At 67.0% G+C, this 24,784-nt stretch carries 23 protein-coding genes and 2 tRNA genes; 12 read left to right on the top strand and 13 right to left on the bottom strand.

Features of this window, described 5'->3' with window-relative positions:
* Window positions 1-109: 109 nt before the first annotated feature.
* From JF542_RS09145 to JF542_RS09130, 4 genes are all read left to right on the top strand, one after another.
* Window positions 110-1,015 (top strand): LysR family transcriptional regulator, encoded by a 906-nt coding sequence (locus tag JF542_RS09145; RefSeq protein WP_007799655.1) that lies wholly within the window; start codon window positions 110-112, stop codon window positions 1,013-1,015.
* Between the two features lie 239 nt (window positions 1,016-1,254).
* Window positions 1,255-2,118, top strand: a complete 864-nt coding sequence (locus JF542_RS09140; protein WP_207075607.1) for a class I SAM-dependent methyltransferase — start codon at window positions 1,255-1,257, stop codon at window positions 2,116-2,118.
* A gap of 74 nt (window positions 2,119-2,192) precedes the next feature.
* The gene (gene purL, locus JF542_RS09135; RefSeq protein WP_207075606.1) at window positions 2,193-4,352 is read left to right on the top strand and encodes a phosphoribosylformylglycinamidine synthase subunit PurL; all 2,160 of its coding nucleotides are present in this window, start codon (window positions 2,193-2,195) and stop codon (window positions 4,350-4,352) included.
* A 314-nt stretch (window positions 4,353-4,666) separates the two neighbouring features.
* Window positions 4,667-5,524, top strand: a complete 858-nt coding sequence (locus tag JF542_RS09130) for a LysR family transcriptional regulator (protein ID WP_207075605.1) — start codon at window positions 4,667-4,669, stop codon at window positions 5,522-5,524.
* A gap of 68 nt (window positions 5,525-5,592) precedes the next feature.
* On the opposite strand, the gene JF542_RS09125 is transcribed toward JF542_RS09130, so the two are convergent.
* The 3 genes from JF542_RS09125 to JF542_RS09115 form a co-directional block, all read right to left on the bottom strand.
* On the bottom strand, window positions 5,593-7,068 hold the full coding sequence (locus tag JF542_RS09125) for a carboxypeptidase M32 (protein ID WP_207075604.1): 1,476 nt from the start codon (window positions 7,066-7,068) through the stop codon (window positions 5,593-5,595).
* Window positions 7,065-8,210, bottom strand: coding sequence for a heme A synthase (ctaA, locus tag JF542_RS09120; RefSeq protein WP_207075603.1), 1,146 nt, complete (start codon window positions 8,208-8,210; stop codon window positions 7,065-7,067). Before ctaA ends, JF542_RS09125 begins: the two co-directional genes overlap by 4 nt.
* 97 nt (window positions 8,211-8,307) lie before the next feature.
* The gene (locus tag JF542_RS09115) at window positions 8,308-9,051 is read right to left on the bottom strand and encodes an RNA methyltransferase (RefSeq protein ID WP_207075602.1); all 744 of its coding nucleotides are present in this window, start codon (window positions 9,049-9,051) and stop codon (window positions 8,308-8,310) included.
* Between the two features lie 459 nt (window positions 9,052-9,510).
* Here JF542_RS09115 and JF542_RS09110 point away from each other — a divergent pair, with 459 nt between their 5' ends.
* Complete coding sequence (locus JF542_RS09110) at window positions 9,511-10,137, top strand: thiamine phosphate synthase (RefSeq protein ID WP_207075601.1); 627 nt, start codon at window positions 9,511-9,513, stop codon at window positions 10,135-10,137.
* A gap of 135 nt (window positions 10,138-10,272) precedes the next feature.
* Here JF542_RS09110 and olsA read toward each other — a convergent pair whose 3' ends face one another.
* The 3 genes from olsA to JF542_RS09095 all read right to left on the bottom strand — a co-directional run bounded on the left by olsA (window position 10,273) and on the right by JF542_RS09095 (window position 12,170).
* Complete coding sequence (olsA, locus tag JF542_RS09105) at window positions 10,273-11,097, bottom strand: lyso-ornithine lipid O-acyltransferase (RefSeq protein ID WP_207075600.1); 825 nt, start codon at window positions 11,095-11,097, stop codon at window positions 10,273-10,275.
* The gene (olsB, locus tag JF542_RS09100; RefSeq protein WP_207075599.1) at window positions 11,094-11,852 is read right to left on the bottom strand and encodes an L-ornithine N(alpha)-acyltransferase; all 759 of its coding nucleotides are present in this window, start codon (window positions 11,850-11,852) and stop codon (window positions 11,094-11,096) included. Before olsB ends, olsA begins: the two co-directional genes overlap by 4 nt.
* A gap of 135 nt (window positions 11,853-11,987) precedes the next feature.
* Window positions 11,988-12,170, bottom strand: a complete 183-nt coding sequence (locus JF542_RS09095; protein WP_007799637.1) for a DUF3553 domain-containing protein — start codon at window positions 12,168-12,170, stop codon at window positions 11,988-11,990.
* A 40-nt stretch (window positions 12,171-12,210) separates the two neighbouring features.
* On the opposite strand from JF542_RS09095, the gene JF542_RS09090 reads away from it, so the two are divergent.
* Entirely contained in the window at window positions 12,211-12,813 is a 603-nt protein-coding gene (locus tag JF542_RS09090; protein WP_007799635.1) for a histidine phosphotransferase family protein, read from the top strand.
* Between the two features lie 54 nt (window positions 12,814-12,867).
* Here the strand turns inward: JF542_RS09090 and JF542_RS09085 are convergent, their stop codons facing one another.
* From JF542_RS09085 to JF542_RS09065, 5 genes are all read right to left on the bottom strand, one after another.
* Window positions 12,868-14,133: a glutamate-5-semialdehyde dehydrogenase gene (locus tag JF542_RS09085; RefSeq protein WP_207075598.1), complete on the bottom strand. Its 1,266-nt coding sequence runs from the start codon at window positions 14,131-14,133 to the stop codon at window positions 12,868-12,870.
* A gap of 286 nt (window positions 14,134-14,419) precedes the next feature.
* Window positions 14,420-15,526 carry a glutamate 5-kinase gene (proB, locus tag JF542_RS09080; protein WP_207075597.1) on the bottom strand — a complete coding sequence of 369 codons (1,107 nt, stop codon included), beginning with the start codon at window positions 15,524-15,526 and terminating at the stop codon, window positions 14,420-14,422.
* Window positions 15,514-16,545, bottom strand: coding sequence for a GTPase ObgE (gene obgE, locus JF542_RS09075; protein WP_007799629.1), 1,032 nt, complete (start codon window positions 16,543-16,545; stop codon window positions 15,514-15,516). Before obgE ends, proB begins: the two co-directional genes overlap by 13 nt.
* Before the next feature lie 229 nt (window positions 16,546-16,774).
* A tRNA-Asp gene (locus tag JF542_RS09070) sits at window positions 16,775-16,851 on the bottom strand.
* Between the two features lie 35 nt (window positions 16,852-16,886).
* A tRNA-Asp gene (locus tag JF542_RS09065) sits at window positions 16,887-16,963 on the bottom strand.
* A gap of 465 nt (window positions 16,964-17,428) precedes the next feature.
* Between JF542_RS09065 and JF542_RS24570 the strand changes: the two genes are divergently transcribed.
* The 6 genes from JF542_RS24570 (at window position 17,429) to tpiA (ending at window position 22,504) form a co-directional block, all read left to right on the top strand.
* Window positions 17,429-18,328 (top strand): LytTR family transcriptional regulator DNA-binding domain-containing protein, encoded by a 900-nt coding sequence (locus tag JF542_RS24570; RefSeq protein WP_207075596.1) that lies wholly within the window; start codon window positions 17,429-17,431, stop codon window positions 18,326-18,328.
* Between the two features lie 95 nt (window positions 18,329-18,423).
* Window positions 18,424-18,780, top strand: coding sequence for an SUF system Fe-S cluster assembly protein (locus JF542_RS09055; RefSeq protein WP_007799625.1), 357 nt, complete (start codon window positions 18,424-18,426; stop codon window positions 18,778-18,780).
* An 84-nt stretch (window positions 18,781-18,864) separates the two neighbouring features.
* Complete coding sequence (locus JF542_RS09050) at window positions 18,865-20,535, top strand: mechanosensitive ion channel family protein (protein ID WP_242533676.1); 1,671 nt, start codon at window positions 18,865-18,867, stop codon at window positions 20,533-20,535.
* Between the two features lie 65 nt (window positions 20,536-20,600).
* Window positions 20,601-21,164, top strand: a complete 564-nt coding sequence (locus JF542_RS09045; RefSeq protein ID WP_207075594.1) for a sugar O-acetyltransferase — start codon at window positions 20,601-20,603, stop codon at window positions 21,162-21,164.
* A gap of 88 nt (window positions 21,165-21,252) precedes the next feature.
* The gene (locus JF542_RS09040; protein ID WP_207075593.1) at window positions 21,253-21,633 is read left to right on the top strand and encodes a HesB/IscA family protein; all 381 of its coding nucleotides are present in this window, start codon (window positions 21,253-21,255) and stop codon (window positions 21,631-21,633) included.
* Between the two features lie 121 nt (window positions 21,634-21,754).
* Complete coding sequence (tpiA, locus tag JF542_RS09035) at window positions 21,755-22,504, top strand: triose-phosphate isomerase (protein WP_207075592.1); 750 nt, start codon at window positions 21,755-21,757, stop codon at window positions 22,502-22,504.
* A 171-nt stretch (window positions 22,505-22,675) separates the two neighbouring features.
* On the opposite strand, the gene JF542_RS09030 is transcribed toward tpiA, so the two are convergent.
* Entirely contained in the window at window positions 22,676-24,052 is a 1,377-nt protein-coding gene (locus JF542_RS09030) for a TRAP transporter large permease (RefSeq protein ID WP_007799617.1), read from the bottom strand.
* Window positions 24,053-24,056: 4 nt separating this feature from the next.
* A complete protein-coding gene (locus JF542_RS09025) occupies window positions 24,057-24,746 on the bottom strand; it encodes a TRAP transporter small permease (protein ID WP_207075591.1) in 690 nt (229 codons plus the stop codon).
* Window positions 24,747-24,784: the final 38 nt, after the last annotated feature.

Genomic DNA, 24,784 nt, shown 5'->3' with positions numbered 1-24,784 from the left:
GCTGACCTTGATATCATTTTTTTCGTGTTTTCAGGCTGTCCTGAAAGGATAGGTTCCTATTTATGATATCTGTCGTATACAGGCGCCGCGAGCAGGCATGGGTACCGAAATGGACTGGGACAAGCTAAGAATCTTTCACGCGGTTGCGGATGCGGGCAGCCTGACACATGCGGGCGATGCGCTGCATCTGTCTCAATCCGCGGTGTCGCGGCAGATCCGCTCTCTGGAGGAGTCGCTGAATACGACCCTGTTCCACCGACATGCCCGCGGGCTGATTCTCACCGAACAGGGCGAATTGCTCTTCGATGCCACCGCCTCGATGGTCAAGCGCATCGATGCCGCCACCGCGCGCATCCGCGACAGCGAGGAAGAGGTGTTCGGTGAACTGAAGGTCACCACCACCCATGGCTTCGGCGTTCTCTGGCTCGCCCCCCGCCTGACCAAGCTCTATGAGAAGTTCCCCGATCTGAAGATCGACCTCATGCTCGAGGAACGCGTGCTCGACCTGCCGATGCGCGAAGCTGATGTCGCCATCCGCATGAAAGAGCCGAGCCAGGCCGATCTGATCCGCAAGCGGCTGATGTCGATCCGGATGCGCATGTATGCCTCGCCCGAGTATCTCGCCGATCGTGGCGTGCCCGGCTCGCTCGACGAGCTGTCGCAGCACCGCCTGATCTGCCAGAATCCCGCCTCCTCGCAGGTCGCCGCGGGCAAGCTTCTGGTGCAGGAGCTGCTGACCTACGACATCCAGACAGCGCTTACGGTCAACAACTATTTCGGCGTGTTGCAGGCCGTGGTCGCAAATCTCGGCATCGGGGTTCTGCCCGACTACATCATCGAAGATTTCCCCTCGGTGGTCCGCGTGCTCCCGGAAATCGAGAGCAACGAGGTGCCGGTGTTCCTCGCATACCCGGAAGAGTTGCGCCATTCCAAGCGTGTAGCGGCCTTCCGCGACTTCGTGCAGGAAGAAATCTTTGCCCACCGCCGTCAGCTTCGGGCTATGGGAGCCGACTAAACTCGCCCTAAAAGTGTGAGCTATGCGCCACATTCATGGCGGCAATGCTGCGCCTGCGGCGTCTTCTCCCTTGATCGACTCAGAACTGATAACATATTCGGCAGATGAAGCTTGAAGCGCCCTAGCGCGCATCATCTTCATACCTCCCTGTTGGACTTCGGCCGAGCTTTGTGCTCGGCCTTTTTTTTGGCCGCGCCCATCCGGATTCCTGGGTAGGCTCGCAGCAAGGGAGCGCAAACATGACCGACAGCATGACAGACGGGCCGAACGCAGGGCAGCAGGCCTTCTGGAGCACCGGCCCCGGCCAGCACTGGGTGCGGCTGCACCACGAGCTCGACACCCTGCACGCGCGGCTCACCGACATCCTGCTCGACGCCGCCGCTCCGCGCCCCGGCGAGCGGGTGATCGACATCGGCTGCGGCGCGGGGGCCGTGGCCATCGCCGCCGGACAGCGGGTCGGGACCGAGGGCCACGTGCTGGGGCTGGATATCTCGGCCCCGTTGATCGAGGTCGGGCGTGACCGCGCCGAAGGGCTGACCTGCGCGCCGGACTTCCTCGTGGCCGACGCCCAGACCTGGGCACATGAGGGCGCCCCCTTCGATCTCTGCCTGTCGCGGATGGGGCTGATGTTCTTCGCCGACCCGGTGGCCGGTTTCGCCAACATCCAGCGCCACCTGCGCCCCGGCGGGCGGCTGGTCTTCGCCGCCTGGGCGGCCGCCGATCACAACCCGTGGTTCGACCTCGCCAAGCGGGCCGCGGCAGAGCGACTCGGCCCCTCCGAGCCCGGTGATCCCCACGCCCCCGGCCCCACCGCCTTTGCCAACGCCGCGCGGGTCCTTGCGCTGCTCTCGCAGGCCGGCTTCGACACCCCGCAGGCGCGGGTGGTCGACACCACGCTCGAGATGCCCGGCGGCAGCGCCGAGGCGGCGGAGCTGACACAGTATATCGGCCCGATCTCGGCCCAGCTTCGCGCCAAGAACGGCAGCGAGGCCGACCGCGCAGCGCTTCTCGAGCACATGCGCACCGTCTTCGCCGCCTATGACGACGCTGACGGCTGCCATATCCCCGCCCGCATCAACCTTTTCTCCGCAACCCGGCCCTGAGCGGCCCTCAGCCCCCTTCCCACTGCGTCACCCTTGCCTTAAAGAGCGCGCAGGATTGCCAGAGGGGTATGAGCATGCAGGAACCGGCCATCACCGAAGAGCTGATCGAGGCGCACGGCATCAAGCCGGATGAGTACGCACGCATCCTTCAGATCCTCAATCGCGAGCCGACCTTTACAGAGCTCGGCATCTTCTCGGCGATGTGGAACGAGCACTGCTCCTACAAGTCGTCGAAGATCCACCTGAAGACCCTTCCCACCTCCGGCCCGCAGGTGATCTGCGGCCCCGGCGAGAATGCCGGCGTGGTCGATATCGGCGACGGTCAGGCGGTGGTCTTCAAGATGGAGAGCCACAACCACCCCTCTTATATCGAGCCCTATCAGGGCGCGGCCACCGGTGTCGGAGGCATCCTGCGCGACGTGTTCACCATGGGTGCCCGCCCGATCGCCGCGATGAACTCGTTGAGCTTCGGCGAGAAGGACCACCCCAAGACCCGCCGCCTCGTGCATGGCGTGGTCGAAGGCGTGGGCGGCTACGGCAACTGCTTCGGCGTGCCGACCGCCGGCGGCGAAGTCCGCTTCCACTCGGCATATAATGGCAACTGCCTGGTCAACGCCTTCGCGGCGGGCCTCGCCGATGCCGACAAGATCTTCTACTCCGCCGCCTCGGGCATCGGCATGCCGGTGGTCTATCTCGGCGCCAAGACCGGCCGCGACGGCGTCGGCGGCGCGACCATGGCCTCGGCCGAGTTCGACGAGACGATCGAGGAAAAGCGCCCCACCGTTCAGGTCGGCGACCCGTTCACCGAAAAGCGCCTGATGGAGGCCACGCTCGAGCTGATGCAGACCGGCGCGGTGATCTCGATCCAGGACATGGGCGCGGCGGGCCTGACCTGCTCGGCCGTGGAGATGGGCGACAAGGGCGGTCTCGGCGTGCGGCTCGACCTCGAGAAGGTGCCGCAGCGCGAGAAGAACATGACCGCCTACGAGATGATGCTCTCGGAAAGCCAGGAGCGCATGCTCATGGTGCTCGACCCTTCCAAGGAGGCCGAGGCCAAGGCGGTGTTCGACAAGTGGGATCTGGACTTCGCCATCGTCGGCGAGACCATCGAGGAAGACCGCTTCCTCATCGTCCACAACGGCGAGGTGAAAGCCGACATGCCGCTGTCGCGGCTGTCCTCCTCCGCCCCCGAATACGACCGCCCGTGGGAGCCCTCCGAGCCGGCAGCCGAGCTCGCCGACGTGCCGCAGATCGATCCGATCGACGGGCTGAAGGCACTGATCGCCTCGCCCAACTACTGCTCGCGCGAATGGGTCTACGAGCAGTATGACAGCCAGGTCATGGCCGACACCATGCGCATCCCCGGCTTCGGCTCGGGCGTGATCCGCGTGCATGGCACCGACAAGAAGCTCGCCTTCACCTCGGACGTGACCCCGCGCTACGTCAAGGCCAACCCGGTCGAGGGCGGCAAGCAGGCGGTGGCCGAGGCCTATCGCAACCTGACCGCCGTCGGCGCTCTGCCGCTGGCGACCACCGACAACCTCAACTTCGGCAACCCCGAGAAGCCCGAGATCATGGGCCAGTTCGTCGAGGCCCTGCGCGGCATCGGCGCGGCCTGCACGGCGCTCGACATGCCGATCGTGTCGGGCAACGTTTCGCTCTACAACGAGACCGACGGACAGGGCATCCTGCCGACCCCGACCATCGGCGCAGTTGGCCTGATCGCAGCTGACGAGGAGCCGATCCTGGGCTATGCCCGCGACGGCCACGTGCTGCTCATGGTTGGCCAGACCGGCAGCCATCTCGGCCAGTCCGCCCTGCTGGCAGAGGTCTTCAACCGTGAGGACGGCGACGCGCCGGCGGTCGATCTGGCCGAGGAGAAGCGCAACGGCGAGTTCATCCGCGCCAACCGCGAGTGGATCAAGTGCTGCACCGATCTCAGCGACGGCGGGCTTGCGCTGGCCGCCTTCGAGATGGCCGAGGCCTCGGGCGTCGGCGTCCAGCTCGACAGCGCCGATACCGCCGCGCTGTTCGGCGAGGACCAGGGCCGCTACCTGATCGCCTGCAGCTTCGATGCCGCCGAAGCGCTGATGATTGCCGCCGGCCAGGCCGGTGTCACCATCGAGACCGTCGGCCGCTTCCACGGCGACAGCGTCAAGCTCGGCGGCAGCGATGCGCCGCTGTCGGAGCTCTCCGAGATCTTCCGCAGCAGCTTTGGCGCCGTGTTCGGCTGACCGCTCAGGAGGAGCGATCAGAAAGATCTCCCGGCTAACGGGAATTATGATTGCGATAAAGCCACGCCCGTCGCTCCATCAGGAGCGGCGGGCGTTTCACTTTGATAAACTCTTGCCCGCAATCAAGACCTTAGTGCTCTTGCAGATATGTAATGGCACTATTGCAAAAACAAATTACGCATCTTAAAGACGTGTTTAGTAGATAGTCTGGTATCGATTCCGACAGCGCCGAGCCGATGCCCCTGTCTGTCTCCGCCCGCAGATCCTTGCGGTTAATGATCCACCTGTTTCTGTAGGGTTCCGAGCAGACGACAATGAACAACTGGGACGATCTGCGCTTTCTGGTAGCGCTATCGAAGACCGGCACGATGACCGCGGCAGCCAAGAGCCTCGGCACCAACACCGCGACGGTGTCGCGCCGGATCGAACGACTCTCCGAAACCCTCGGGATGCCAGCCTTCGTCAAGACATCTGACGGTTGGCGCCCGTCCGAGGCCGTGGCCTCGCTGATCACCTTGGCACAGAGCTTCGACGGCGAGTTGCAGGCAGCACTGAACACGCAAGCCACCAACACCGACTCCGAGCCGGTGACGATCAATGTCGGCAGCCTGCCCGCGCTGTCCTCGTTGGTGCTGTTCCCCGGCCTGACGAAGCACGCCGAAATGCTTGATGGCGTGCGGCTGAACTTCTCCGACCGGATCTTCCGCGAGGGGCTCGGCGACCACGACCTCGTGCTGCAATACAACCGTCCCGACCAGGGCCGGATCATTGCCCGCAAGGTCGGCGAGATGAATTTCCGTTTCTATCGTTTCGCGGACGCGCCCGCGGGCGAGGATTGGGCTGGGCTCGGAGAGGCCCATGACGACAATCCGCTGATGCAATACGGGCAGAACCAGTTCGGCCGTGAGCCGAAGCTGCGGGTCGACAGCCTGATGGCGCTGCACCGTCTGATGAAGGTGACCGAGTTGCCCGGACCGCTTCCCGACCTGATCGCGCAGCGCGACCCCGATCTTGTGCCGCTGTTTCCCGACTCGCCGGTGCGCACCGAGAATTGCTGGCTGTTCTACCACGAGAGCCGCCGCAACGATCCCGGGATGCGCCGCGCGGTCGACTGGATCATTCGCTGCTTCGAAGACATCGACGGCACCGAAGCGGACGCAAGCGCGTCCTGACCATCCGCCACGGCACATGATGTGCCACCCGCGGCGCGTCTCATTCGCGCGCCGCGCATAGGCCTCTGTCAGAGCCCGTAGATCGCCCCGAACTTCGCTTCGAGGTAATCCAGCAGCGCGGTCTCCGACGGTGCTCCGCCGCAGGCGCGGGTGATGACCTCGCGCGGCTCGTAGAGCCCGCCATATTGCTGCACGTTCTCGGCCAGCCAGCAGGTCGCCGCGCGCAGATCGCCCTGTGAGAGCTGTGTGTCCAGATCCGGCACAGCCTGCCGCAGCGACGCGTGCAGACAGCCAGCATAGACATTGCCGAGCGAATAGGTCGGGAAGTAACCGAATAGCCCCGCAGACCAGTGCACATCCTGCAGCACGCCGTCCGAAGGCTTGTCGACCTCGTAGCCGAAATCCGCGAGGAAGCGCTCGTTCCACGCCGCCTCGAGATCGTCGACCTCGAGATCGCCGGCGATCAGCGCGCGCTCCAGATCGAAGCGCAGCAGGACGTGGAGGTTGTACTGCACCTCGTCGGCCTCGGTGCGGATATAGCCGTTCTGCACCCGGTTCACCGCCGCGTAGAACGCCTCCGGTCCGTCGAGCCCGAGATCGCCGTAGGCCTCGGTCATGCGCTCGAAGAGCCAGCCGGTGAAAGCCCGCGAGCGGCCGAGCTGGTTCTCGTAGATCCGGCTCTGGCTCTCGTGCACGCCCATCGACACGCCCGCCCCGAGCGGCGTGAAGCGGTAGGCCCGCCGCACGTTCTGCTCGTAGCAGGCGTGACCGACCTCGTGGATCGTCGAGTAGAGGCAGTTGAACGGGTCGAGCGCATTGGTGCGCGTGGTGATGCGCACGTCGTCGCCAGAGCCCGAGCTGAACGGGTGCACCGACTTGTCGAGCCGCCCGCGCGACATCTCGTAGCCAAAGGTCTTGGCCACGGTCTGCGCCAGCGTCATCTGCGCCTGCTCGTCGAACGGGCCGCGCAGAGCCCGGGGCTGCGGCTTCTCGAGCACCGCCTGCCGCAGCGCCACGAGGCGCGGGCGCAGGGCGCCGAACATCTCAGCCAGCTGAGCAGCGGTGGCACCGGGCTCGTAATCCTCGAGCATCGCGTCATAGACATCGCCCCCCGCCGCCAGCGCCGCGCCTTCCTCACGCTTGAGGCTCACCACATCGCGCAGCACCGGCGCGAAGGCGGCGAAATTGTCGTCGGCCCGGGCCTCCGCCCAGACCCGGTGCGCCCGGCTGGTCAGCCTCGCGAGATCGGAGGCCAGCTTGGCCGGCACCCGCAAGCTGCGCTCGTAGGAGCGGCGGATGTGGCGCAGCTGCGCCCTGCCCTCGTCGTCCAGCGCTCCGGCGTCGATGGCGTCGAGCCACTCCCCGACACGGGGATCGGTGCGGCGGGCATGCAGAACCGACTCCATCGCGGCGATCTCGTCCGAGCGCTGCTCTCCGGCGCCGCGCGGCATGATGGTCTCCTGATCCCAGCCGAGTCGGCCGGCGACCTGCGCCAGCGCGCCGGTCTCGCGCTGAAAGTTCATCAGAGTCTCGAAGGCGGTCATGCGGCGGTCCCCCGGATGGATTGAGCCTTGGGATATTGTGCTCCGAAGCGGGCACGGATGATCAGCACCCAGAGCACCACGGCGCCGATCTGGTGGGTGATCGCGATGTGCATCTGCGCCACGTAGAGCACCGTGACGATACCCAGCACCACCTGCACCAGCATCATCGCCATCACCGCGTTGAAGCGGAAGCGGGTGTCGGGGTTGGCGGATTTGCGCGCCCTGAGCCAGGTCAAGATTCCGAAGACGAAGAGCAGGTATCCCGCCATGCGGTGCATGAACTGAACCAGTCCGGGATCCTCGAAGAAGTTGCGCCAGACGGGCTCGATGTCGAAGGGCTGCGGCGGGAAGAACCCGCCCGCCATCAGCGGCCAGTCGGTGTAGCTGCGCCCGGCGTCGATCCCAGCCACCAGCGCGCCCAGCAGAATCTGCAGGAAGGCGAAGTGCATCAGGCCCGTGCCCATGGAAAAGAGCTTGGCCTCGCGGCCGCGCCGCGCCTGCATCAGCTCACGCTCGGGCCGCTTCAGCGCGAAGGTGTACCAGGCGATGAAGCCGAGGATGACGAAGGCGAGGCCCAGGTGGATTGCCAACCGGTAGGAGGCGACCGAGACCATCTCGCCCACGAGGCCAGAGGCCACCATCCACCAGCCGATCGCGCCCTGCAGCCCGCCGAGCGCGCCCAGCAGAAGCAGCCGCCCGGTCCAGCCGGTGGGGATCTTCCTGGTCACGAGGAAGCCGAGGAATCCCAGCGCCCAGACCAGCCCGATCACCCGGCCCAACTGGCGGTGGCCCCACTCCCACCAGTAGATGCTCTTGAACTCCTCGAGCGTCATCTGGTTGTTCATGATGCGGTACTGCGGGCTCTGCTGGTAGAGCTCGAACTCTTCCTGCCAGTGGGCGGCGTCGAGCGGCGGCATGGCGCCGGTGACCGGCTTCCATTCGGTGATAGACAACCCGCTGTCGGTGAGCCGGGTCATGCCGCCAACCACGATCATCGCCATGACCAGCGCAAAGAGCAGCATCAGCCAGACGCGGATGGCGCCGCGCGCGCCGCCGCGCCCCTTGTCGATCATGCCGCCCGCGGGCTGCGCCTTCGGCGTCTCCGCGCCGACCTCCTCGAAGAGCTTTCGCTGTCCGGCCATGCCTCACCTCTCCTTGATGTGGAGCGGACGATAGGGCCGCCCCAGTCTTGCTTCAACCTGCGCGCGCCATTGTGACGCAACGCTCCGGCAGGCGGCCTCAGCCGCGTTCCTTCCAGCGCACCATCTGGCGCAGGATACCGTGCAGGGTGCGCACGTCCTCGCTGGTCAGCGGCATGCGCGACCAGAGATTGCGCAGCGTGAGCTTCATCGCCGGCGCCTTGTGGTCGGGGAAGAAGAAGCCCGCCTCCTCGAGCCGCTGCTCGTAATGCTCGGCGAGCTTCTCGACCTCGATGCCGCTGGCCCAGGCCGCACCGGCCATCTCGTCGCGCCGCGCCTCGATCCCGGCGCTGGCCCGGCGCCACTCGTAGCCGCAGAGCAGCACGCATTGCGCGAGGTTGAGCGACGGGAACTCGGGGTTCACCGGCACCGAGATGATGGCATTGGCCTGCGCCACGTCGGCGTTCTCGAGGCCGGCGCGCTCGGGGCCGAACATCACCGCGACGCGGCCGCCCTGGGCGATGCGCTCGGCCGCGGCCCGCATTGCCTCTTCCGGCGAGTAGACCGGCTTGGTCATGCCGCGCTGGCGGGCGGTGGTCGCGAAGACCAGGTCGCAATCGCCCACCGCGCCGGCCACGTCCTCGCTGAGCACCGCGTCGTCGAGCAGCCGTCCCGCCCCCGAGGCCATGGCCACCGACGACGGGTTGGGCCAGCCGTCGCGCGGGCTTACCAGCCGCATGCGATCGAGCCCGAAATTCCACATGGCGCGCGCGGCGGCACCGATATTCTCGCCCATCTGCGGGCGCACCAGCACGAAGGCGGGCTGTTTCACATCGCTCGGCATGGCCTCTCCTTTGTCTCGCGCGCATCCCTAAGCGCCCCGCAAAACAAGGGCAAGCCGGCATCGCCAACGCCGTCCCCTCGTCCCTGTCCGCAACCTCAAGAAACGTCCCACCCCCACCGTCCCGACACGCCCGCCGCACATGCTCCCGCCACGTCGCCACCGGCACCATGCCGGGCCCCCACCGAACCGCCACCGCCACGTCGCGCCCATCTTCTCTTCGTCAAAAATACTCGCGCCGGAGGCATCCAACGCCGCCACCAACACCCCGCCGGGCTCCCACCGAACCGCCACCATCACATCGCCCCCCTCTTCTCTTCGTCAAAAATACTCCCGCCGGAGGCATCCCACGCTGCCATCAGCGCCACGCCGCTCCCCACCGAACCGCCACCACAAGGCAGCCCCTTGGCACCGCTCCGTCACTCGGTGTATGGACGCCGGAGCTTTCCGGAGAATACCCCCATGGCCGAGACCGACACCGATCTGCCCCAGCTCTACCTGATCACCCCGCCGGAGTTCGATCTCTCCGCCTTCCCGGCGCAGCTCGACGCGGTGCTGCAGGCGGCGCCGATCGCCTGCATCCGCCTGGCGCTGGCGACCCGCGACGAGGACCGCATCATGCGCGCCGCCGATGCCGTGCGCGAGGTGGCGCATGCCCATGACGTGGCGCTGGTGATCGACACCCACGTGGTGCTGGCGCAACGGCTGGGGCTCGACGGGGTGCACCTGACCGACGGCGCGCGCTCGGTGCGCCATGCCCGCAAGGAGCTCGGCCCCGACGCCATCGTCGGCGCCTTCTGTGCGGCCTCGCGCCATGACGGGATGACCGCCGGGGAGACCGGCGCTGATTACGTCTCGTTCGGCCCGGTGGGCGGCGCCTCCCTCGGCGACGGCACGCTGGCCGAGCCCGAGCTCTTCGAATGGTGGTCGCAGATGATCGAACTGCCGGTGGTGGCCGAGGGCGGGCTCACCCCCGAGCTGGTCGCCACGCTGACCCCGCTGACCGATTTCTTCGGCATCGGCGAGGAGATCTGGTCGCAAGACGATCCCGCCGCCGCGCTGAAAGACCTCATCGCCGCGATGGGCTGAGGGCGCCACACGCACACGCGTTCGTCGGGAAACGCACCCGAGCCACAGGCCGCGCGCCGCGCCAGCGGCGCGCCCCCCGGCGACGCGGACGCAATCCGCGGCGCAATCCCTCTGGCATGACACCGAAGGCCCGGGTCAATGCCCCATCGGATGGGCGCTGCGCACCTGCGCCTCGAGATGGGCCGCCAGTGTCTTGCGATTGGGATGATCGTCGACCCGCACCGGCGGGTGATAGACCAGCGCCACCCGGCCCTGCCGCCGCGCGCCCAGCACCTTAAGCAGATGCGGCCCGAAGCCCATATCGCCCCACCAGCCATAGAACCGCGGATCCGCGCCCGCCGGCGCGTGCCAGATCACCGTCACCGCCTGCAGCGCCATCTGGTGGCGCAGGGGGTCGCCGAAAAAGGCGGCGAACAGTGTTGGCTTGAACGGCAGCACGCGCTGTCCGTCGGTCGAGGTGCCCTCCGGGAAGAACAGCAGCCGGTGACCGTGCAGCAGTCGCTCTTCGAAGACCCGCTTCTGTTCAACTGCAGCGCGCGGGTCGCGGGTGATGAACACCGTCCCCGCCAGCCGCGCCAGGAAGCCGATCCCGGGCCAGCCCGAGACCTCGGCCTTGGAGACGAAATAAACGTTACGCCTTGCGTTCAGCGCGAAGATGTCGAGCCAGCTCGCATGGTTGGCCACCAGCGCCCCGGCGCCCTGCAGCCGCGGCCCTCGCGCGTCCAGCCCGATCCCGAGGATCACGAGCGCCAGCCGTGAGACGCCTTGCGTGATCCACGGCGTCACGGGGCGGCGCTGGCCGCAGAGCGGGCGCTCGATCAGCCGCAGTGGCAGCTTCACCAGCACGCCCAGCACGATCAGCAGGACCAGCGCGGGCCCGCGCAGCGTCACCCGCGCCCAGTCTCCGGCGGAGAGCCGCACCTCTTCCGGTGCGTCTCCGCGCCAGGTCGGGCCGCTCATCCGCGGCCCCGCGTGTAAATCCCCGCCGCCTTCTCGTTGAGCCGCGCGGTGTCCATCACCAAGCAGATATCGGTGGTGTTGAACGCATGATCCACGAAGGCCCCTTCGCCCACCACGCCGCCCAGCCTCAGGTAGCCCTTGATCAGCGCCGGCACGTCGCGCATGGCGAGGCGGCGGTCGATGGCATCTTCGGGCAGCAGGTCCATGCGCTGGAAGTGCTTCGAGCGCACCCGCAGCGCCTCGGGCGCGAGATGCCGGTGATGCAGCAGCGACAGCGGTTGCGCCAGCGCTGCCACGTCGGTGCCGTGGAACGAGGCGGTGCCGAACAGGATCTCGATGCCATGCGCGCGCACGTAGTCGGCCAGCGCGTTCCACAGGTGCATCATCGCGGTGCCGCCGCGGTAGTCGGGATGCAGGCAGGAGCGTCCGAGCTCGAGCAGCCGCCGGCCCGAGGCGCGCAGCGGCGCCAGATTGTACTCGTCCTCGGAATAGAACTGCCCCGCCGCCGCGGCCTGATCGTCGCGCAGCAGCCGGTAGACCCCCACGACCGCGTCGTCCCGACGCGCATCGGTCAGGATCAGGTGATCGAAGAACGGATCGAAACGGTCGCGCTCGAGCCGGGCGTCGTGATCGACCATCGTCCCGCCACCGCCGAGCTCGGCCACGAAAACCTCGTAGCGCAGGCGTTGCGCGGCCCGAAGATCGGCCTCGTCGCTGGCCAGCCGCACGGTGAAATCAGCGTCGTCCAGAGCCATCCGCGCCCCTCTTCCCATCCTCCGCCCGTTCATAATCCGGGCCACAACAAAGGAAAACCGGTTTCGCCTCGCCAAGTGCGGCGCGGTGGCTTTAACTTCTCGTTAAGACGACCTGTCCTAAAGAGAATGGCCTATTCAGTCTCCGAAGACCGGCAGCAGGGTGACGCGGCTGCCATCGATCACCACCTTGCCCTCTTCGCGGAAATTCACCGTGATGCGGCCACCGATATTGGACTGAACCTGTCCGACACCCCAGTCGGGCTGCTCCGGGTGAGAGACCAGCATCCCGGGCTCGAGTAATGCGTTGAGTTCGTCCATGATGCCTATGTCCACCCTGTCATGCTGTGAGGAACCTCTTATGAGCAACGATAGCGCGCGGATCGCCGGTCTGGTAGGGTCGCGCATCTGTCACGATCTGGTGAGCCCGGTCGGCGCGATCTCGAACGGGCTCGAGCTGATCGCGCTGGCGGGCCAGCCCGGCCCCGAAGAAATGGCGCTGATATCGCAGAGCTGCAGCTCCGCCACCGCCCGCATCAACCTCTTTCGCATGGCGTTCGGCGCAGCCTCGGCGGATCAGCAGATCGGCGGGGCCGAGGCGCGCAAGCTGCTTGCGGGCTACTGCGCCGGAGGCCGGCTCAGCATCGACTGGCTGCCCTCCGGCGATGCCGAGCGCCAGGACATGCAGCTTGCCATGCTCGCAGCGCTGTGCTGCGAGAGTGCCCTGCCGCTTGGCGGAAAGGTCGCCGTCGCCGAAGACGGCGGCGGCTGGCGTGTCACAGGAACCGGGCCGCGGCTCAACATAGAGGCCGCTGCCTGGGCCATGCTCTCGGGCGGTGCCCTGCCCGACGACTTGCCGCCGGCGCGGGTGCATTTCGCGCTGCTCGGGGCGCTTGCGCCCGAGCGCGGGCGCAAGCTTGATGTCAGTACCGGGGAGGCGGCGGTGTCGGTGGCCATCTCCTGACCACCATCCCGACGACCTGACCCGACACCCTGCCCCGTCAGCCTGCCCTGAGGGTCAGGAGCGCAGCGCGCCGTCGGCACGGACCACGTATTTGAACGAGGTCAGCTGCTCGGCGCCCACCGGGCCACGGGCATGCATCTTGCCGGTTGCAATGCCGATCTCGGCCCCCATGCCGAACTCGCCGCCATCGGCGAACTGGGTCGAGGCGTTGACCATCACGATCGCGCTGTCGACGCGCTCGATGAAGCGCTGGGTTGCCGCCGGGTCCTCGGCGAGGATGCAGTCGGTGTGATGCGAGCCGAAATCGCGGATATGGGCGATGGCGGCATCCTCGTCCTCGACCACCTTCGCGGCGATGATGCTGTCGAGATACTCGCGGCCCCAGTCCTCTTCGCTGGCCGCCGAAGTACCCTCGATGGCCTGAAGCGCCGCATCGGCACGCACCTCGACCCCGGCCTCGATCAGGGCGCGGATCACCCCCTGCCCGATGGTGTCGACCGCGTCGCGGTGGATCAGCAGACACTCGGCAGCGCCGCAGATGCCGGTGCGCCGGGTCTTGGCGTTGAGCACCACCGCCAACGCCTTCACCGGGTCCGCCGAGGCATCGATGTAGATGTGCACGATGCCCTCGAGATGGGCAAAGACCGGCACCCGCGCCTCGCGCTGCACGAGGCCAACCAGCCCCTTGCCACCGCGCGGCACGATGACGTCGACATAGTCGGTCATCTGCAAAAGCTCGGTCACCGCGCCCCGGTCACGGGTCGGCACGAGCTGGATCGCATCCTCCGGCAGGCCGGCCTTGACCAGACCCTCGACGAGGCAGGCATGGATGGCGCGCGAGGAATGGAAGCTCTCGGAGCCACCGCGCAGGATCACCGCGTTGCCCGATTTCAGGCACAGCGCACCGGCATCGGCGGTCACATTGGGGCGCGATTCGTAGATCACCCCCACAACGCCCAGCGGCGTGCGCACACGCTCGATCTGCAGCCCGCTGGGCTGCTCCCACTGTGCGATGACCTTGCCCACGGGATCGTCCTGCCCGGCAATGGCGCGCAGGCCGTCGACGATGCCCTTGATGCGGCCCTCGTCGAGCAGCAGGCGGTCCATCATCGCGTCGGTCAGCCCCTTGTCGCGGCCGAATTGCAGATCCTGCGCATTGGCATCGATAATCTGCGCGCGGTTGGCCCAGACCGCGTCGGCGGCGGCCTCGAGCGCCGCGGTCTTGCGGGCTGGCGGGGTGAAGGCGAGCTCGGCTGCGGCCGCTTTCGCACGACGGCCGATTTCGGTCATGACGGCAGGAATGTCGCTCATGTCGTTCATCGCTGTTCACCCTTCGGGTTCCGGTTTCAGAGGGCTCCCCTATAGCGCCTCGCGCGGGCGGGGCCTAGGGGAAGTTGGGGGCCCCGGAGAGATCGCCGCGACGATCCCGGCGGCGCGCGGTCTGAGCCCGGGCGCAAGGAGGGGGCGCTGCCCCCGTCGCAGCAGGGCTGCGACTCCCCCGAGGTATTTTCGAACCAGAGAAGAACGGCCACGCACGCGGGCGGCACGCGTCTCGCATCGGGGTTTCGGAGGGCGATCCGCGTGGCGTGGCGAGGCGGGCCGTGGGTCAGAGCGCCATGTCGTCGCGGTGAATCAGCACGGCGCGGCCGGGATAGCCAAGCGCCTCCTCCATCTCCCAAGAGTGGCGGCCGGTGATCAGCCGGGCCTCGTCGGAGGTGTAGCGGGTGAGCCCGTGCCCCAGCGTGACACCGCGGGCATCAAGAAGTGCCACCGGATCGCCGCGGCCGAACTCGCCCACCGCCGAGGTCACCCCCACCGGCAGCAGCGAGCGGCCCTCGCCGAGCGCCTTTGCAGCGCCATCGTCGACGATCACCGCACCGCAGGGCTTCATCGACGCGATCCAGCGCTTGCGCGCCGCGTGCGGATCGAGCCGCGAGGTGAACCAAGTGGCGTTGGCGCCGGCCTCGAGCGCCGAGAGCGGGTGCAGCACCGAGCCCTCGGTGATCGCCATGGCGCAGCCCGCCGCGGTGGCGGTCTTGGCCGCCAGAAGCTTGGTCTTCATACCGCCCTTCGACAGCCCTGAACCGGCATCGCCGGCCATCGCCTCGATCTCGGGGGTGATCTCGTCGATCACTTCGTAGCGATGCGCGGTCGGGTCCTGCGCCGGGTTGGCGGAGTAGAAGCCATCGACATCCGACAGCAGGATCAGCTGGTCGGCCCCCACGGTGACGGCGACCTGCGCCGCGAGGCGGTCGTTGTCGCCATAGCGAATCTCGTCGGTGGCGATGGTGTCGTTCTCGTTGACGATCGGCACCACGCCGAAGCCCAGCAGCGTCTCCATGGTGGCGCGCTGGTTGAGGTAGCGACGGCGATCGGCGCTGTCCTCGAGGGTCACAAGGACCTGGCCAGTGACCACCCCGTGCGGCGCCAGCGCGTCTTCCCATTCGCGCGCCAGCCGGATCTGGCCGACCGCGGCGGCGGCCTGGCTCTGTTCGAGCGGCAGCGCCACCGGGGGCAGCTTGAGGATGCCGCGCCCCAGCGCGATGGAGCCCGACGACACCAGGATCACGTCGGTGCCGCGGGCCTTGATCCGGGCAATGTCCTCGGCGATGGAGTGCAGCCAGTCACCGCGGAAGGCACCGGTCTGCTTGTCGACCAGCAGCGCCGAGCCGATCTTGACGACCAGCCGGCGCGCCCCGCTCAGGGCCGCCATTCGCTGTCATCCTCGGGGGCCTCGCGGAGGCGCTTCTCGTCGATGAAGGCGCGCAGGGCCCGCAGCACCTCGGTGGTGCCCTCGCCCGAGGCGCCGGACATCAGCAGCACCTTGCCACCCGAGCGGGCCTCGAGTTCCTCGCGCAGGAAGGCGCGCTCCTCGTCATCCATGGTGTCGATCTTGTTGAGCACGGTGACGCGCGGCTTGTCATCGAGGCCGGCGCCATATTGCTCGATCTCGTTGATGATGGTGTCGTAATCCTCGAGCAGCGTGCCCGAGCTGCCATCGACCAGGTGCAACAGCACCGCGCAGCGCTCGACATGGCCGAGGAAGAGGTCGCCGAGACCGCGGCCCTCGTGGGCGCCCTCGATCAGACCGGGGATGTCGGCCACGACGAATTCCTTGCCGTCGACGCCGACCACGCCGAGATTCGGGTGCAGCGTGGTAAACGGATAATCGGCGATCTTCGGCCGCGCGTTCGAGGTCGCGGCGAGGAAGGTCGACTTGCCGGCATTGGGCAGGCCGAGAAGACCGACATCTGCAATCAGCTTCAGGCGCAGCCAGACCGTGCGCTCGACACCGGGCTGGCCCGGGTTGGCGCGGCGCGGGGCCTGGTTGGTGGAGGTCTTGAAGTGCAGGTTGCCCCAGCCGCCATTGCCGCCCTTGCACAGCAGCACGCGCTGGCCAAGCTCGGTCATGTCGGCAATCACCGTCTCTTCGTCCTCGTCGAGGATCTCGGTGCCCACGGGGACCCGCAGCACGATGTCATCGCCATCCTTGCCGGTCCGTTGCCGGCCCATGCCGGGACGGCCATTGTCGGCAAAGAAATGTTGCTGGTAGCGGAAGTCGATCAGCGTGTTGAGCCCGTCCACGGTTTCCGCCCAGACATCGCCGCCGCCGCCGCCATCGCCGCCATCGGGGCCACCGAATTCGATGTACTTCTCGCGCCGGAACGAGATGCAGCCGTTCCCGCCGCTGCCGGAGCGGAGATAGACCTTGGCAAGATCGAGAAATTTCATGTGTCTGGTCCGTTCGGGAATGAGGGCGCGATCCGGCGCGGTTTAACCTGCGTGACGGCGTTTCTCAAGCGGTGCGCGCGTGGGGGGAGTGCCAAAGGGGCGCTGCCCCTCTTGGCGCGCAGGCGCGCCAATTCACCCCGGAGTATTTGACGAGGTAGAGAAGATAAGAAGCGAACGCCCGGTGCCCCCGGTGGGGGTGATTTTTCTCGTCCATCGTGGGTGGGGAAAGTGGCGCGGTTGACGGGGCTCGAACCCGCGACCCCCGGCGTGACAGGCCGGTACTCTAACCAACTGAGCTACAACCGCGCTTTCCGCGGGGCGGCATCTTAGGGGGGCAGTGGTGGCGCGGTTGACGGGGCTCGAACCCGCGACCCCCGGCGTGACAGGCCGGTACTCTAACCATCTGAGCTACAACCGCTCACTGCCCTCCGAGGAGTGCCTCCCCGAACGTGGAGGCCCTTCTAGGCGGAGGTCCGGATGCCGTCAAGCGGTTTCGGCGAGGGAAATGTGCATTTTCTCAGAAAAGCCGGGAGCCCCGCTTCCCGGCCCCTGCCCCGCGAGCTCGGATCGCCATATTTTCTTGGGTTAACAGATATTTGCCACGAGGCGCCGGACCCGCGCGGGCGCCGGGGACGCCCCGCCCTCGGCGCTGCCCCATGGTCTTGAGCGCGACTTGATGCACGGCAGGGACCGGGCCGCCCCTCGCGAAATGATCCTGTGCCGTCAGAGAGCCACGTGGGTGCGCGCCCCCGGCCGGCACATGCCCTGACCAAGCGTACCACGCCTCCCCCTATGGCTCGCGTCACCGCCCGTGGAGCGCCTTGATTTCCCTGACAATCGCATGCATTTCTGAGCGAGGCGCAGTTGAGCCGGATATTTTGACGTGCATGATTTTCTTCGAACCAATCTGAACCTGCGGGCCACCACGCTGGAGCCAATCGACCTGAGCATCCGGCAGTTCTTGGCGCTGTTCGAGCACCGCCTGACGTGGATCTATCTTGGATTCGTGCTGGTGATTCTGCTGGTCTCCGATCCGAGTCACTTGTTCGCGTCGGTGCCGCTGGGACTCTATGCGATCGCCTGGGTGGCGGCCTTCATCCTCTACATCTGCGTTCACGCCGCGATCATGCTCGGGCTGGCGGCGCTGCGCTACCTCAGCGGGCGCACCGAGCCCGCGATCTATTGGCCTGTGGTCAGCCTTCTGGCGTTTGCCCCGACCCTTGTGGCGATGGAGACGAGCCTGAGCTGGGCCGCAGGCGACGCGCTGCGCCCGCTGCTTCTGAAACGCATCTGGTATGTCGCGGTGACGGTGATAATGTTCGAGACCATCTTCACGCGTTTCGTGCTGCCGAGGGTGGCCCCTTCCGCGACCACGACGGACCGCGCGGCCGCGCCGGCACCAGCGCCCCAGAACGCGGCAAGCGCCGAGCCCGGTTTCGCCGAGCCTGCCCCCGACTCGGAAGACCGCAAGATACACATCGGATCGCAGCCGATTTCCCTCGGCGAGGTCTCGGTCATCGAGGCGCGCGAGCATCACGTCCACGTGCGCATGCATCACGGCACCCTGAGCCAACGCGCGCGGCTTTCGGATATCGTCGCCCAGACCCGGGACGAGGACGGCATCCAGCCGCACCGCTCCTGGTGGGTGCCTCGGCACTCGGTGCGCGAGCTCGGGCGGGACGCCGGCAAACCGGTGCTGCGCCTCACCGACGAGAGCGTGATCCCGGTGGCACGCGGCCGGCTCGAGACGGTGCGGCACTGGATCGCCACGCACGTGCTGTGAGCGGCTCCGCACAGGCGGCACATGCGGTTGCGGCCTTTACCCTCCCGGTCTGATTTCCTATATAATCCCTCAGGAAAGCAGACAAAGGACAGGCCATGGATGACGCACCGCTCGAAGGCGCCCCGCTGATCGCGCCCTCCTCGACCGAGCACCCGCTGCACGAGGCATGCGTCGAAGCGTGCCGTTCGGTCTATGACCCGGAGATTCCGGTCAACATCTTCGATCTCGGCCTGATCTACACGATCGAGATCGACGCCGAGAACGCCGTGAAGGTCATCATGACCCTGACCGCGCCGGGTTGCCCCGTCGCCGGCGAGATGCCGGGCTGGGTGCAGGACGCGGTCGGCGCCGTCCCCGGCGTGAAGGAGGTCGATGTCGAGATGGTGTTCGACCCGCCCTGGGGCATGGACATGATGAGCGACGAGGCCCGCCTCGAACTCGGCTTCATGTAAACCGCCCGCCGGCCCCGTCAGAGGCCGGCGGTTTTATTTTACCACAAACGGGAACGAACCGGCCGCATTCGCCGTTTGATCGCGATGCTGCAGCTTGTCCGTACCCTCCTCCCCGCCCTCTGCGCGCTGACCGCGCTGCTCCTGCAGGCGCCCGGCGCGCACGCGCAGGAGCAAAGCGGCCTCGACTCTTGGTATCGTGTCACCGAGGTGAATCCCGGCCTCGGCGCGCCGCCCGGCAATATCGACCGCACCACGCCGCGCTCGAGCCTCGAGAGTTTCCTGTTCCGGGCCGACGCCGAGGAATGGGGCCAGGCGGCGCACATGCTCGACCTCTCGGCGATCCCGCCCGACGAGCAGGCCAAGGTCGGTCCGGAACGCGCCGAGCAGTTCGCCACTCTGCTCGATCGCCGCATCATCATCGACTGGTACGACCTGCGCGACCGGCCCGACGCCGTCGATGCACGTACCACCGACGCGCCGATGGCGGGCGAGCCGCGGCGCTCGCTGCTGCTTTGGTACGTCAAGCTTGGCGACCGTCCGGTGCCAATCCGCATCAATCGAATCAAGCCTGCGGTCGGCGAGCCGGTCTGGCTGGTGTCGCGGCAGACCGTAATGTCGCTTCCGGCGCTGGCCGAGGCCTACGGACCGACCGATTTCGAGCTCATGCTGCCCGAGCCCTTGCGCCAGAAGGCCTTCTGGGGCCTGCGCTGGTACGAGGTGGGCGCCTTCCCGCTGGTGGTTCTGATCACCACGCTGGTGGGCTTCCTGTTCAACAAGGCGATGTCCAAGGGGCTCGGCCGCACCCATCGCGACTCGCCGACCTCGATGCTGGTGGCCACCCGCGGTCCGCTGACGCTGGCCGTGGTGACGCTGACCATGTCGGTGCTGACCAGCAAGGTCTTCGTGTTCTCCGGCCGCATCGACACCGTCCTGTCGCCGCTGATCATCCTCGGCTTCGTGGTCGCCACGCTCTGGCTCATCGTCAACGTCGCCGACGTGATCCTGTCACGGCTGGTGAACTTCGATGACGAGGAACTCGCCGCCATGGGCGACGGCATGGAGCAGCGCCGCAACGTCGCCACGCGGATCTCGGCAGCGCGTCGCGCGGTGATCGTCATCGTGGTGCTGGTGGGGGCCGGCATCACCATCAACGAGGCCAGCGTGATGCGCTCGCTCGGGGTGTCGCTGCTGGCCGGTGCCGGTACGGCGACCATCATTCTCGCCTATGCCGGGCGAAACGTGCTCACCAATATAATGGCGTCGCTCCAGATCGCCCTCAACCAGTCGGCCCGAATCGGCGACAAGGTGATCTACCAGGGTCGCTTCTGCACCGTGGAGCGCATCCACTTCACCTTCGTGCAGCTGCGCGTCTGGACCGGTTCTCGGCTGGTGGTGCCGGTGGTGGACTTTGTTTCCGAGCCGTTCGAGAACTGGACCATGAAGGAGCATTTCCTGATCGAGCAGGTGGTGCTGCGGTTGTCTCATAAGGCCGATATCGAAGCGCTGCGCAGGAAATACGAACAGATCCTCGACGACATGGACGTCCCCGAGGATCGCGCCGAGGACCGCGGCGTCTACGTCAAGGGCCACGACGTGTTCGGGCAGGAGGTGGTCTTCCTCGTGCCGACCCCCGATCCCAACCTCGCCTGGACGATGGCCTGCGAGGTGCGCGAGGCGCTGCTCAAGGAGGCGCGCAAGCTTGACGACGAGGCGCAGGCGATCTTCCCCGAGGCCACGCCCGCCGAGGCCGCCTGAGCGTCGCCATTGCGCCCTGCCCCGGGCTTTGACAGGCTCGGGGTCTCGCAGCGGCGGAGGGCGGCATGACAACCGAGAAGCAGAAGATGATGGCCGGCGATCTCTATGATCCCGGTGATCCCGAGCTTGCCGCCGACCGCAAGCGCGCACAGAGGCTGATGTCCGAGTACAACGCCACCATCTACGGCGATGATGCCCGGCCGGCGTTGCTGCGGCAGCTCCTCGGAACCTGCCCCGAGGCGGTGGCGCTCAGGGCACCGTTCCACGTCGATTACGGCTACAACATTCACCTCGCAGAGGGCGTGTTCTTCAATTACGGCTGCGTCTGCCTCGACGTCTGCCCGATCCGCATCGGCGCCAAGACCCAGATCGGCCCCTACGTCCAGATCCTCACCGCCGATCACCCGCGCGACGGCGCCACCCGCGACGCGGGGCTCGAATTCGGGCGGGCGATCAGCATCGGCGCAAACGTCTGGATCGGCGGCGGCGCGATCCTCCTGCCCGGCGTCCGCATCGACGATGACGCGGTGATCGGCGCCGGCGCCGTGGTGACGCGCGACGTGGCCCCGGGCGCCACCGTGGCCGGAAACCCGGCAAGACCCCTGCGCGCTGCTGCGAAAGAGACCTGAGCGCTGGCGCACAAGGACGCCCGCCGCCGCCCCCCTTGTGACGGCAGGGCTGGCATATTACCTTGGCGGGTGAATAAGGAGACGCGAAATGTTCGGCATTCCAGGCAAACAGGCTGTCACCATGACCCCTGCCGCAGTGACGCAGGTGCGCAAGCTGATGGAGCGCGACGGGCGCGCCGGGCTGCGCATCGGTGTCAAGAAGGGCGGCTGCGCCGGCATGGAATACACCATGGAGTTCGTCGACACCGCCGACGGCAATGACGAGGTCGTTGAACAGGACGGCGCCCGCGTGATGATCGCGCCGATGGCGCAGATGTTCCTCTTTGGCACCGAGATCGACTACCAGGTCTCGCTGCTCGAGTCGGGCTTCCAGTTCAACAACCCCAACGTCGCCGACGCCTGCGGCTGCGGCGAATCGATCAAGTTCAAGGATCTCGACGAGCTCGAGGCCGACCGTCAGGCCAACTGACGCTCCGGGGCTGGCCGGACCCTTGCAAAATCAGGCCCCTGCGTCATTTCTCCCCGGGCGGCGCCCTTGACGCCGCCGCCCCGCCCCCGATGATGGGCGCACACCGAATGAGGGAGAGACCATGCGCACGAAACTCGCCGCCGGCAACTGGAAGATGAACGGTCTGAAAGCCTCGCTTTCGGAACTCGAGGGCATGGCGGAGGCCGCCAAGGGCACCTCCGAGGTGCTGATCTGCCCGCCGGCCACGCTGGTCGCCGCCGCTTCCGGAGCCGCTTCCGGGGACATCGCCATCGGCGGTCAGGATTGCCACGCGAGCGCCTCCGGCGCCCATACCGGCGACGTGTCAGCCGGAATGCTGAAGGATGCCGGCGCGACCTACGTGATCCTCGGCCATTCCGAGCGCCGCACCGACCATGACGAACACGACGAGGACGTGCGCGCGAAGTGCGAGGCGGCTTGGGAGGCCGGGCTGATGGTTGTGCTCTGCGTGGGCGAGAGCCTCGAGGAGCGCGAAGCTTCGAACACGCTGGACATCATCGGCGGCCAGCTCGCCAAGTCGGTGCCCGACGGCGCCACCGGCCACAACCTCGTCATCGCCTACGAGCCGATCTGGGCCATCGGCACCGGCAAGGTGCCCACCACCGACCAGATCGGCGAGGTGCATGACTTCATGCGCGCCCGGCTCGAGAAACGCTTCGGCGAGGGCGTGGGCCGCTCGGTGCGGCTTCTCTACGGCGGCTCGGTCAAGGCGTCGAACGCCGAGGAGATCTTCGCGGTCTCCAATGTCGACGGCGCGCTCGTGGGCGGCGCCTCGTTGAAGGCCGCGGATTTCGTGCCGATCATCGAGGCCCTGAACGCCGCAGCAAGCTGACAGCTTCGGATTTTGAGTATTTAGAAACGTAGAGAAGCAGGGGTGTGGTGCGCTGCCCCCTGCTTCTTCATGTTGGCAAATACTCCCGCCGGAGGCGATCCCGCCCTCTCCACGCAAAACGGCGCCCCGAAGCAGGGCGCCGTTTGTCGTTTCAGCGATCTCGTCCCCGGATCAGCGGGTGATGATCTCCGGCCCCATGAAGGTGGTCGGCAACCAGGTCGACAGGATCGGGATATAGGTCACCATGATCAGGAACACGAAGAGCACCGCGAGGAAGGGAAGTGCGGCGCGCACCACGCTCATCATCGGCATGCCGGCCACGCCCGAGGTCACGAAGAGGTTCAGGCCGACCGGCGGGGTGATCATGCCGATCTCCATGTTGACCACCATGATGATGCCAAGGTGGATCGGGTCGATGCCGAGCTCGATGGCGATCGGGAACACCAGCGGCGCGACGATCACCAAGAGGCCCGAGGGCTCCATGAACTGGCCACCGATCAGCAGGATCACGTTGACGATCACCAGGAACATCACCGGGCCGAGGCCAGCGTCGAGCATCGCCGCCGCGATCTGCTGCGGGATCTGCTCGTCGGTCAGCACGTGCTTGAGGATCAGCGCGTTGGCGATGATGAACATCAGCGTGATCGTCAGCTTTCCGGCGTCGAACAGCGTGTCACGGGTGTCGCGGTGGAAGAACGCGGTCACCAGCGCGATCGGCTTGCGCAGCAGCGTGAGGTTGCGCTCGCCGTCCCGGCCCGCCAGCGGGCCCATGTCGCGGTAGACGAAGTTGGCGATGAAGAAGGCGTAGACCGCCGCCACCGCAGCCGCCTCGGTCGGCGTGAAGATGCCGCCATAGATGCCGCCCAGGATGATCACGATCAGGAACAGGCCCCAGAGCGCGTCACGGCCCGAGGACAGCACCTCGCCCCAGCCCAGCCACTCGCCCTTGGGCAGGTTCTTGACCCGCGCGATGGCGTAGATGGTGATCATCAGCATGGTGCCGGCCATCAGGCCCGGGATCACGCCCGCAAGGAACATCCGGCCCACCGAGACATCGGTCGCGGAGGCGTAGACCACCATCACGATCGACGGCGGGATGAGGATGCCCAGCGTGCCCGCATTGGCGATCACGCCGGCGGCGAAGTCCTTGGTGTAGCCCACCTGGCGCATGCCGGCGATGACGATGGAGCCGATGGCGACCACGGTCGCAGGCGAGCTGCCCGAGAGCGCCGCGAAGAGCATGCAGGCGAAGACGCCGGCAATGGCGAGGCCGCCATGCATGTGGCCCACCAGCGCGATCGAGAAGCGGATGATCCGCCGTGCCACGCCGCCCGTGGACATGAAGCTCGAGGCCAGGATGAAGAACGGGATCGCCAGCAGGGTGTAGTGCCCGGCCATGGCCTGGAAGAAGCTCTGCGCCACCGAGGCCAGGGACGTGTCCGACAGCACCAGCAGGAAGACGATCGACGACAGGCCGAGCGACACGGCGATCGGCACGCCGATCAGCATCAGGCCGATGACGGAAACGAAGAGAAGAAGAACGTCCATCAGATCAGTCCTCGCGGTTCATGTGGGCCACGTCGTCGACCGCGTCTTCGGCCTCGTGGCTGACGATCAGGCTCTGCTGGTCCCCGCGCCAGATCCGCGCTCCGGCCTGGATGAAGCGGAACAGCAGCAGCGCGGCGCCGAAGGGCAGGATCGCGTAGGGGATGAAGCGGGGCAGCTTCTCGTAGGCATCGCCGTTGTTGATCCACGGCTCGATGAAGCGCAGCCAGTCGGGCATCGGGATGTCGACCACCTCGTACCACGAGCGGTAGGAGGTCCGTTTCATCTCCTCGAAGCCGGTGGGGAAAAAGCGCCCGGTGGTCTGTGGCAGGTTGGCGAAGTTGGCCCAGTAGTCCCAGGCCCCCTTGAGCAGCAGCGCCGCGTAGACGATGCAGATCACCGCCGCGATCAGCGCCAGCACCCGGCGCACGGTCGGCGGGACCAGGTTGATGACCGCGTCGACGCCGAGATGCGCGGTGACCTTCACCGCGTAGCTGATGCCGAACAGCACCAGCCAGGCGAAGAGGATGGTCACCGCTTCGAGGCCCCAGATCAGGCCGGTGTTGAAGCCGTAGCGCAGCACGACGTTGACGAAGGTGATGAGTGTCATGAGCCCGAGGATCACCGCGATGGCGGTCTCCTCGATCTCGTTGACGAAGCGGCCAAACGCGCTCTGGCCTTGATAATGACTGGACATGCCGTCCCCCATTCCGCGTCCGGGCCCCGGCCCCGGCG

The sequence above is a fragment of the Salipiger bermudensis genome, assembly GCF_017309175.1.
In the GTDB taxonomy this organism is placed as follows: domain Bacteria; phylum Pseudomonadota; class Alphaproteobacteria; order Rhodobacterales; family Rhodobacteraceae; genus Salipiger; species Salipiger bermudensis.
Note: the sequence above shows the minus strand (reverse complement) of the source record. Positions and strands in the feature narration are given on the sequence as shown.

Excerpts from the sequence above, each read along its gene's own strand:
- JF542_RS09145 (WP_007799655.1), top strand. The coding sequence starts at position 110 with ATGGACTGGGACAAGCTAAGAATCTTTCACGCGGTTGCGGATGCGGGC.
- JF542_RS09140 (WP_207075607.1), top strand. The coding sequence starts at position 1,255 with ATGACCGACAGCATGACAGACGGGCCGAACGCAGGGCAGCAGGCCTTC.
- purL (WP_207075606.1), top strand. The coding sequence starts at position 2,193 with ATGCAGGAACCGGCCATCACCGAAGAGCTGATCGAGGCGCACGGCATC.
- JF542_RS09130 (WP_207075605.1), top strand. The coding sequence starts at position 4,667 with ATGAACAACTGGGACGATCTGCGCTTTCTGGTAGCGCTATCGAAGACC.
- JF542_RS09125 (WP_207075604.1), bottom strand. The coding sequence starts at position 7,068 with ATGACCGCCTTCGAGACTCTGATGAACTTTCAGCGCGAGACCGGCGCG.
- ctaA (WP_207075603.1), bottom strand. The coding sequence starts at position 8,210 with ATGGCCGGACAGCGAAAGCTCTTCGAGGAGGTCGGCGCGGAGACGCCG.
- JF542_RS09115 (WP_207075602.1), bottom strand. The coding sequence starts at position 9,051 with ATGCCGAGCGATGTGAAACAGCCCGCCTTCGTGCTGGTGCGCCCGCAG.
- JF542_RS09110 (WP_207075601.1), top strand. The coding sequence starts at position 9,511 with ATGGCCGAGACCGACACCGATCTGCCCCAGCTCTACCTGATCACCCCG.
- olsA (WP_207075600.1), bottom strand. The coding sequence starts at position 11,097 with ATGAGCGGCCCGACCTGGCGCGGAGACGCACCGGAAGAGGTGCGGCTC.
- olsB (WP_207075599.1), bottom strand. The coding sequence starts at position 11,852 with ATGGCTCTGGACGACGCTGATTTCACCGTGCGGCTGGCCAGCGACGAG.
- JF542_RS09095 (WP_007799637.1), bottom strand. The coding sequence starts at position 12,170 with ATGGACGAACTCAACGCATTACTCGAGCCCGGGATGCTGGTCTCTCAC.
- JF542_RS09090 (WP_007799635.1), top strand. The coding sequence starts at position 12,211 with ATGAGCAACGATAGCGCGCGGATCGCCGGTCTGGTAGGGTCGCGCATC.
- JF542_RS09085 (WP_207075598.1), bottom strand. The coding sequence starts at position 14,133 with ATGAACGACATGAGCGACATTCCTGCCGTCATGACCGAAATCGGCCGT.
- proB (WP_207075597.1), bottom strand. The coding sequence starts at position 15,526 with ATGGCGGCCCTGAGCGGGGCGCGCCGGCTGGTCGTCAAGATCGGCTCG.
- obgE (WP_007799629.1), bottom strand. The coding sequence starts at position 16,545 with ATGAAATTTCTCGATCTTGCCAAGGTCTATCTCCGCTCCGGCAGCGGC.
- JF542_RS09055 (WP_007799625.1), top strand. The coding sequence starts at position 18,424 with ATGGATGACGCACCGCTCGAAGGCGCCCCGCTGATCGCGCCCTCCTCG.
- JF542_RS09050 (WP_242533676.1), top strand. The coding sequence starts at position 18,865 with ATGCTGCAGCTTGTCCGTACCCTCCTCCCCGCCCTCTGCGCGCTGACC.
- JF542_RS09045 (WP_207075594.1), top strand. The coding sequence starts at position 20,601 with ATGACAACCGAGAAGCAGAAGATGATGGCCGGCGATCTCTATGATCCC.
- JF542_RS09040 (WP_207075593.1), top strand. The coding sequence starts at position 21,253 with ATGTTCGGCATTCCAGGCAAACAGGCTGTCACCATGACCCCTGCCGCA.
- tpiA (WP_207075592.1), top strand. The coding sequence starts at position 21,755 with ATGCGCACGAAACTCGCCGCCGGCAACTGGAAGATGAACGGTCTGAAA.
- JF542_RS09030 (WP_007799617.1), bottom strand. The coding sequence starts at position 24,052 with ATGGACGTTCTTCTTCTCTTCGTTTCCGTCATCGGCCTGATGCTGATC.
- JF542_RS09025 (WP_207075591.1), bottom strand. The coding sequence starts at position 24,746 with ATGTCCAGTCATTATCAAGGCCAGAGCGCGTTTGGCCGCTTCGTCAAC.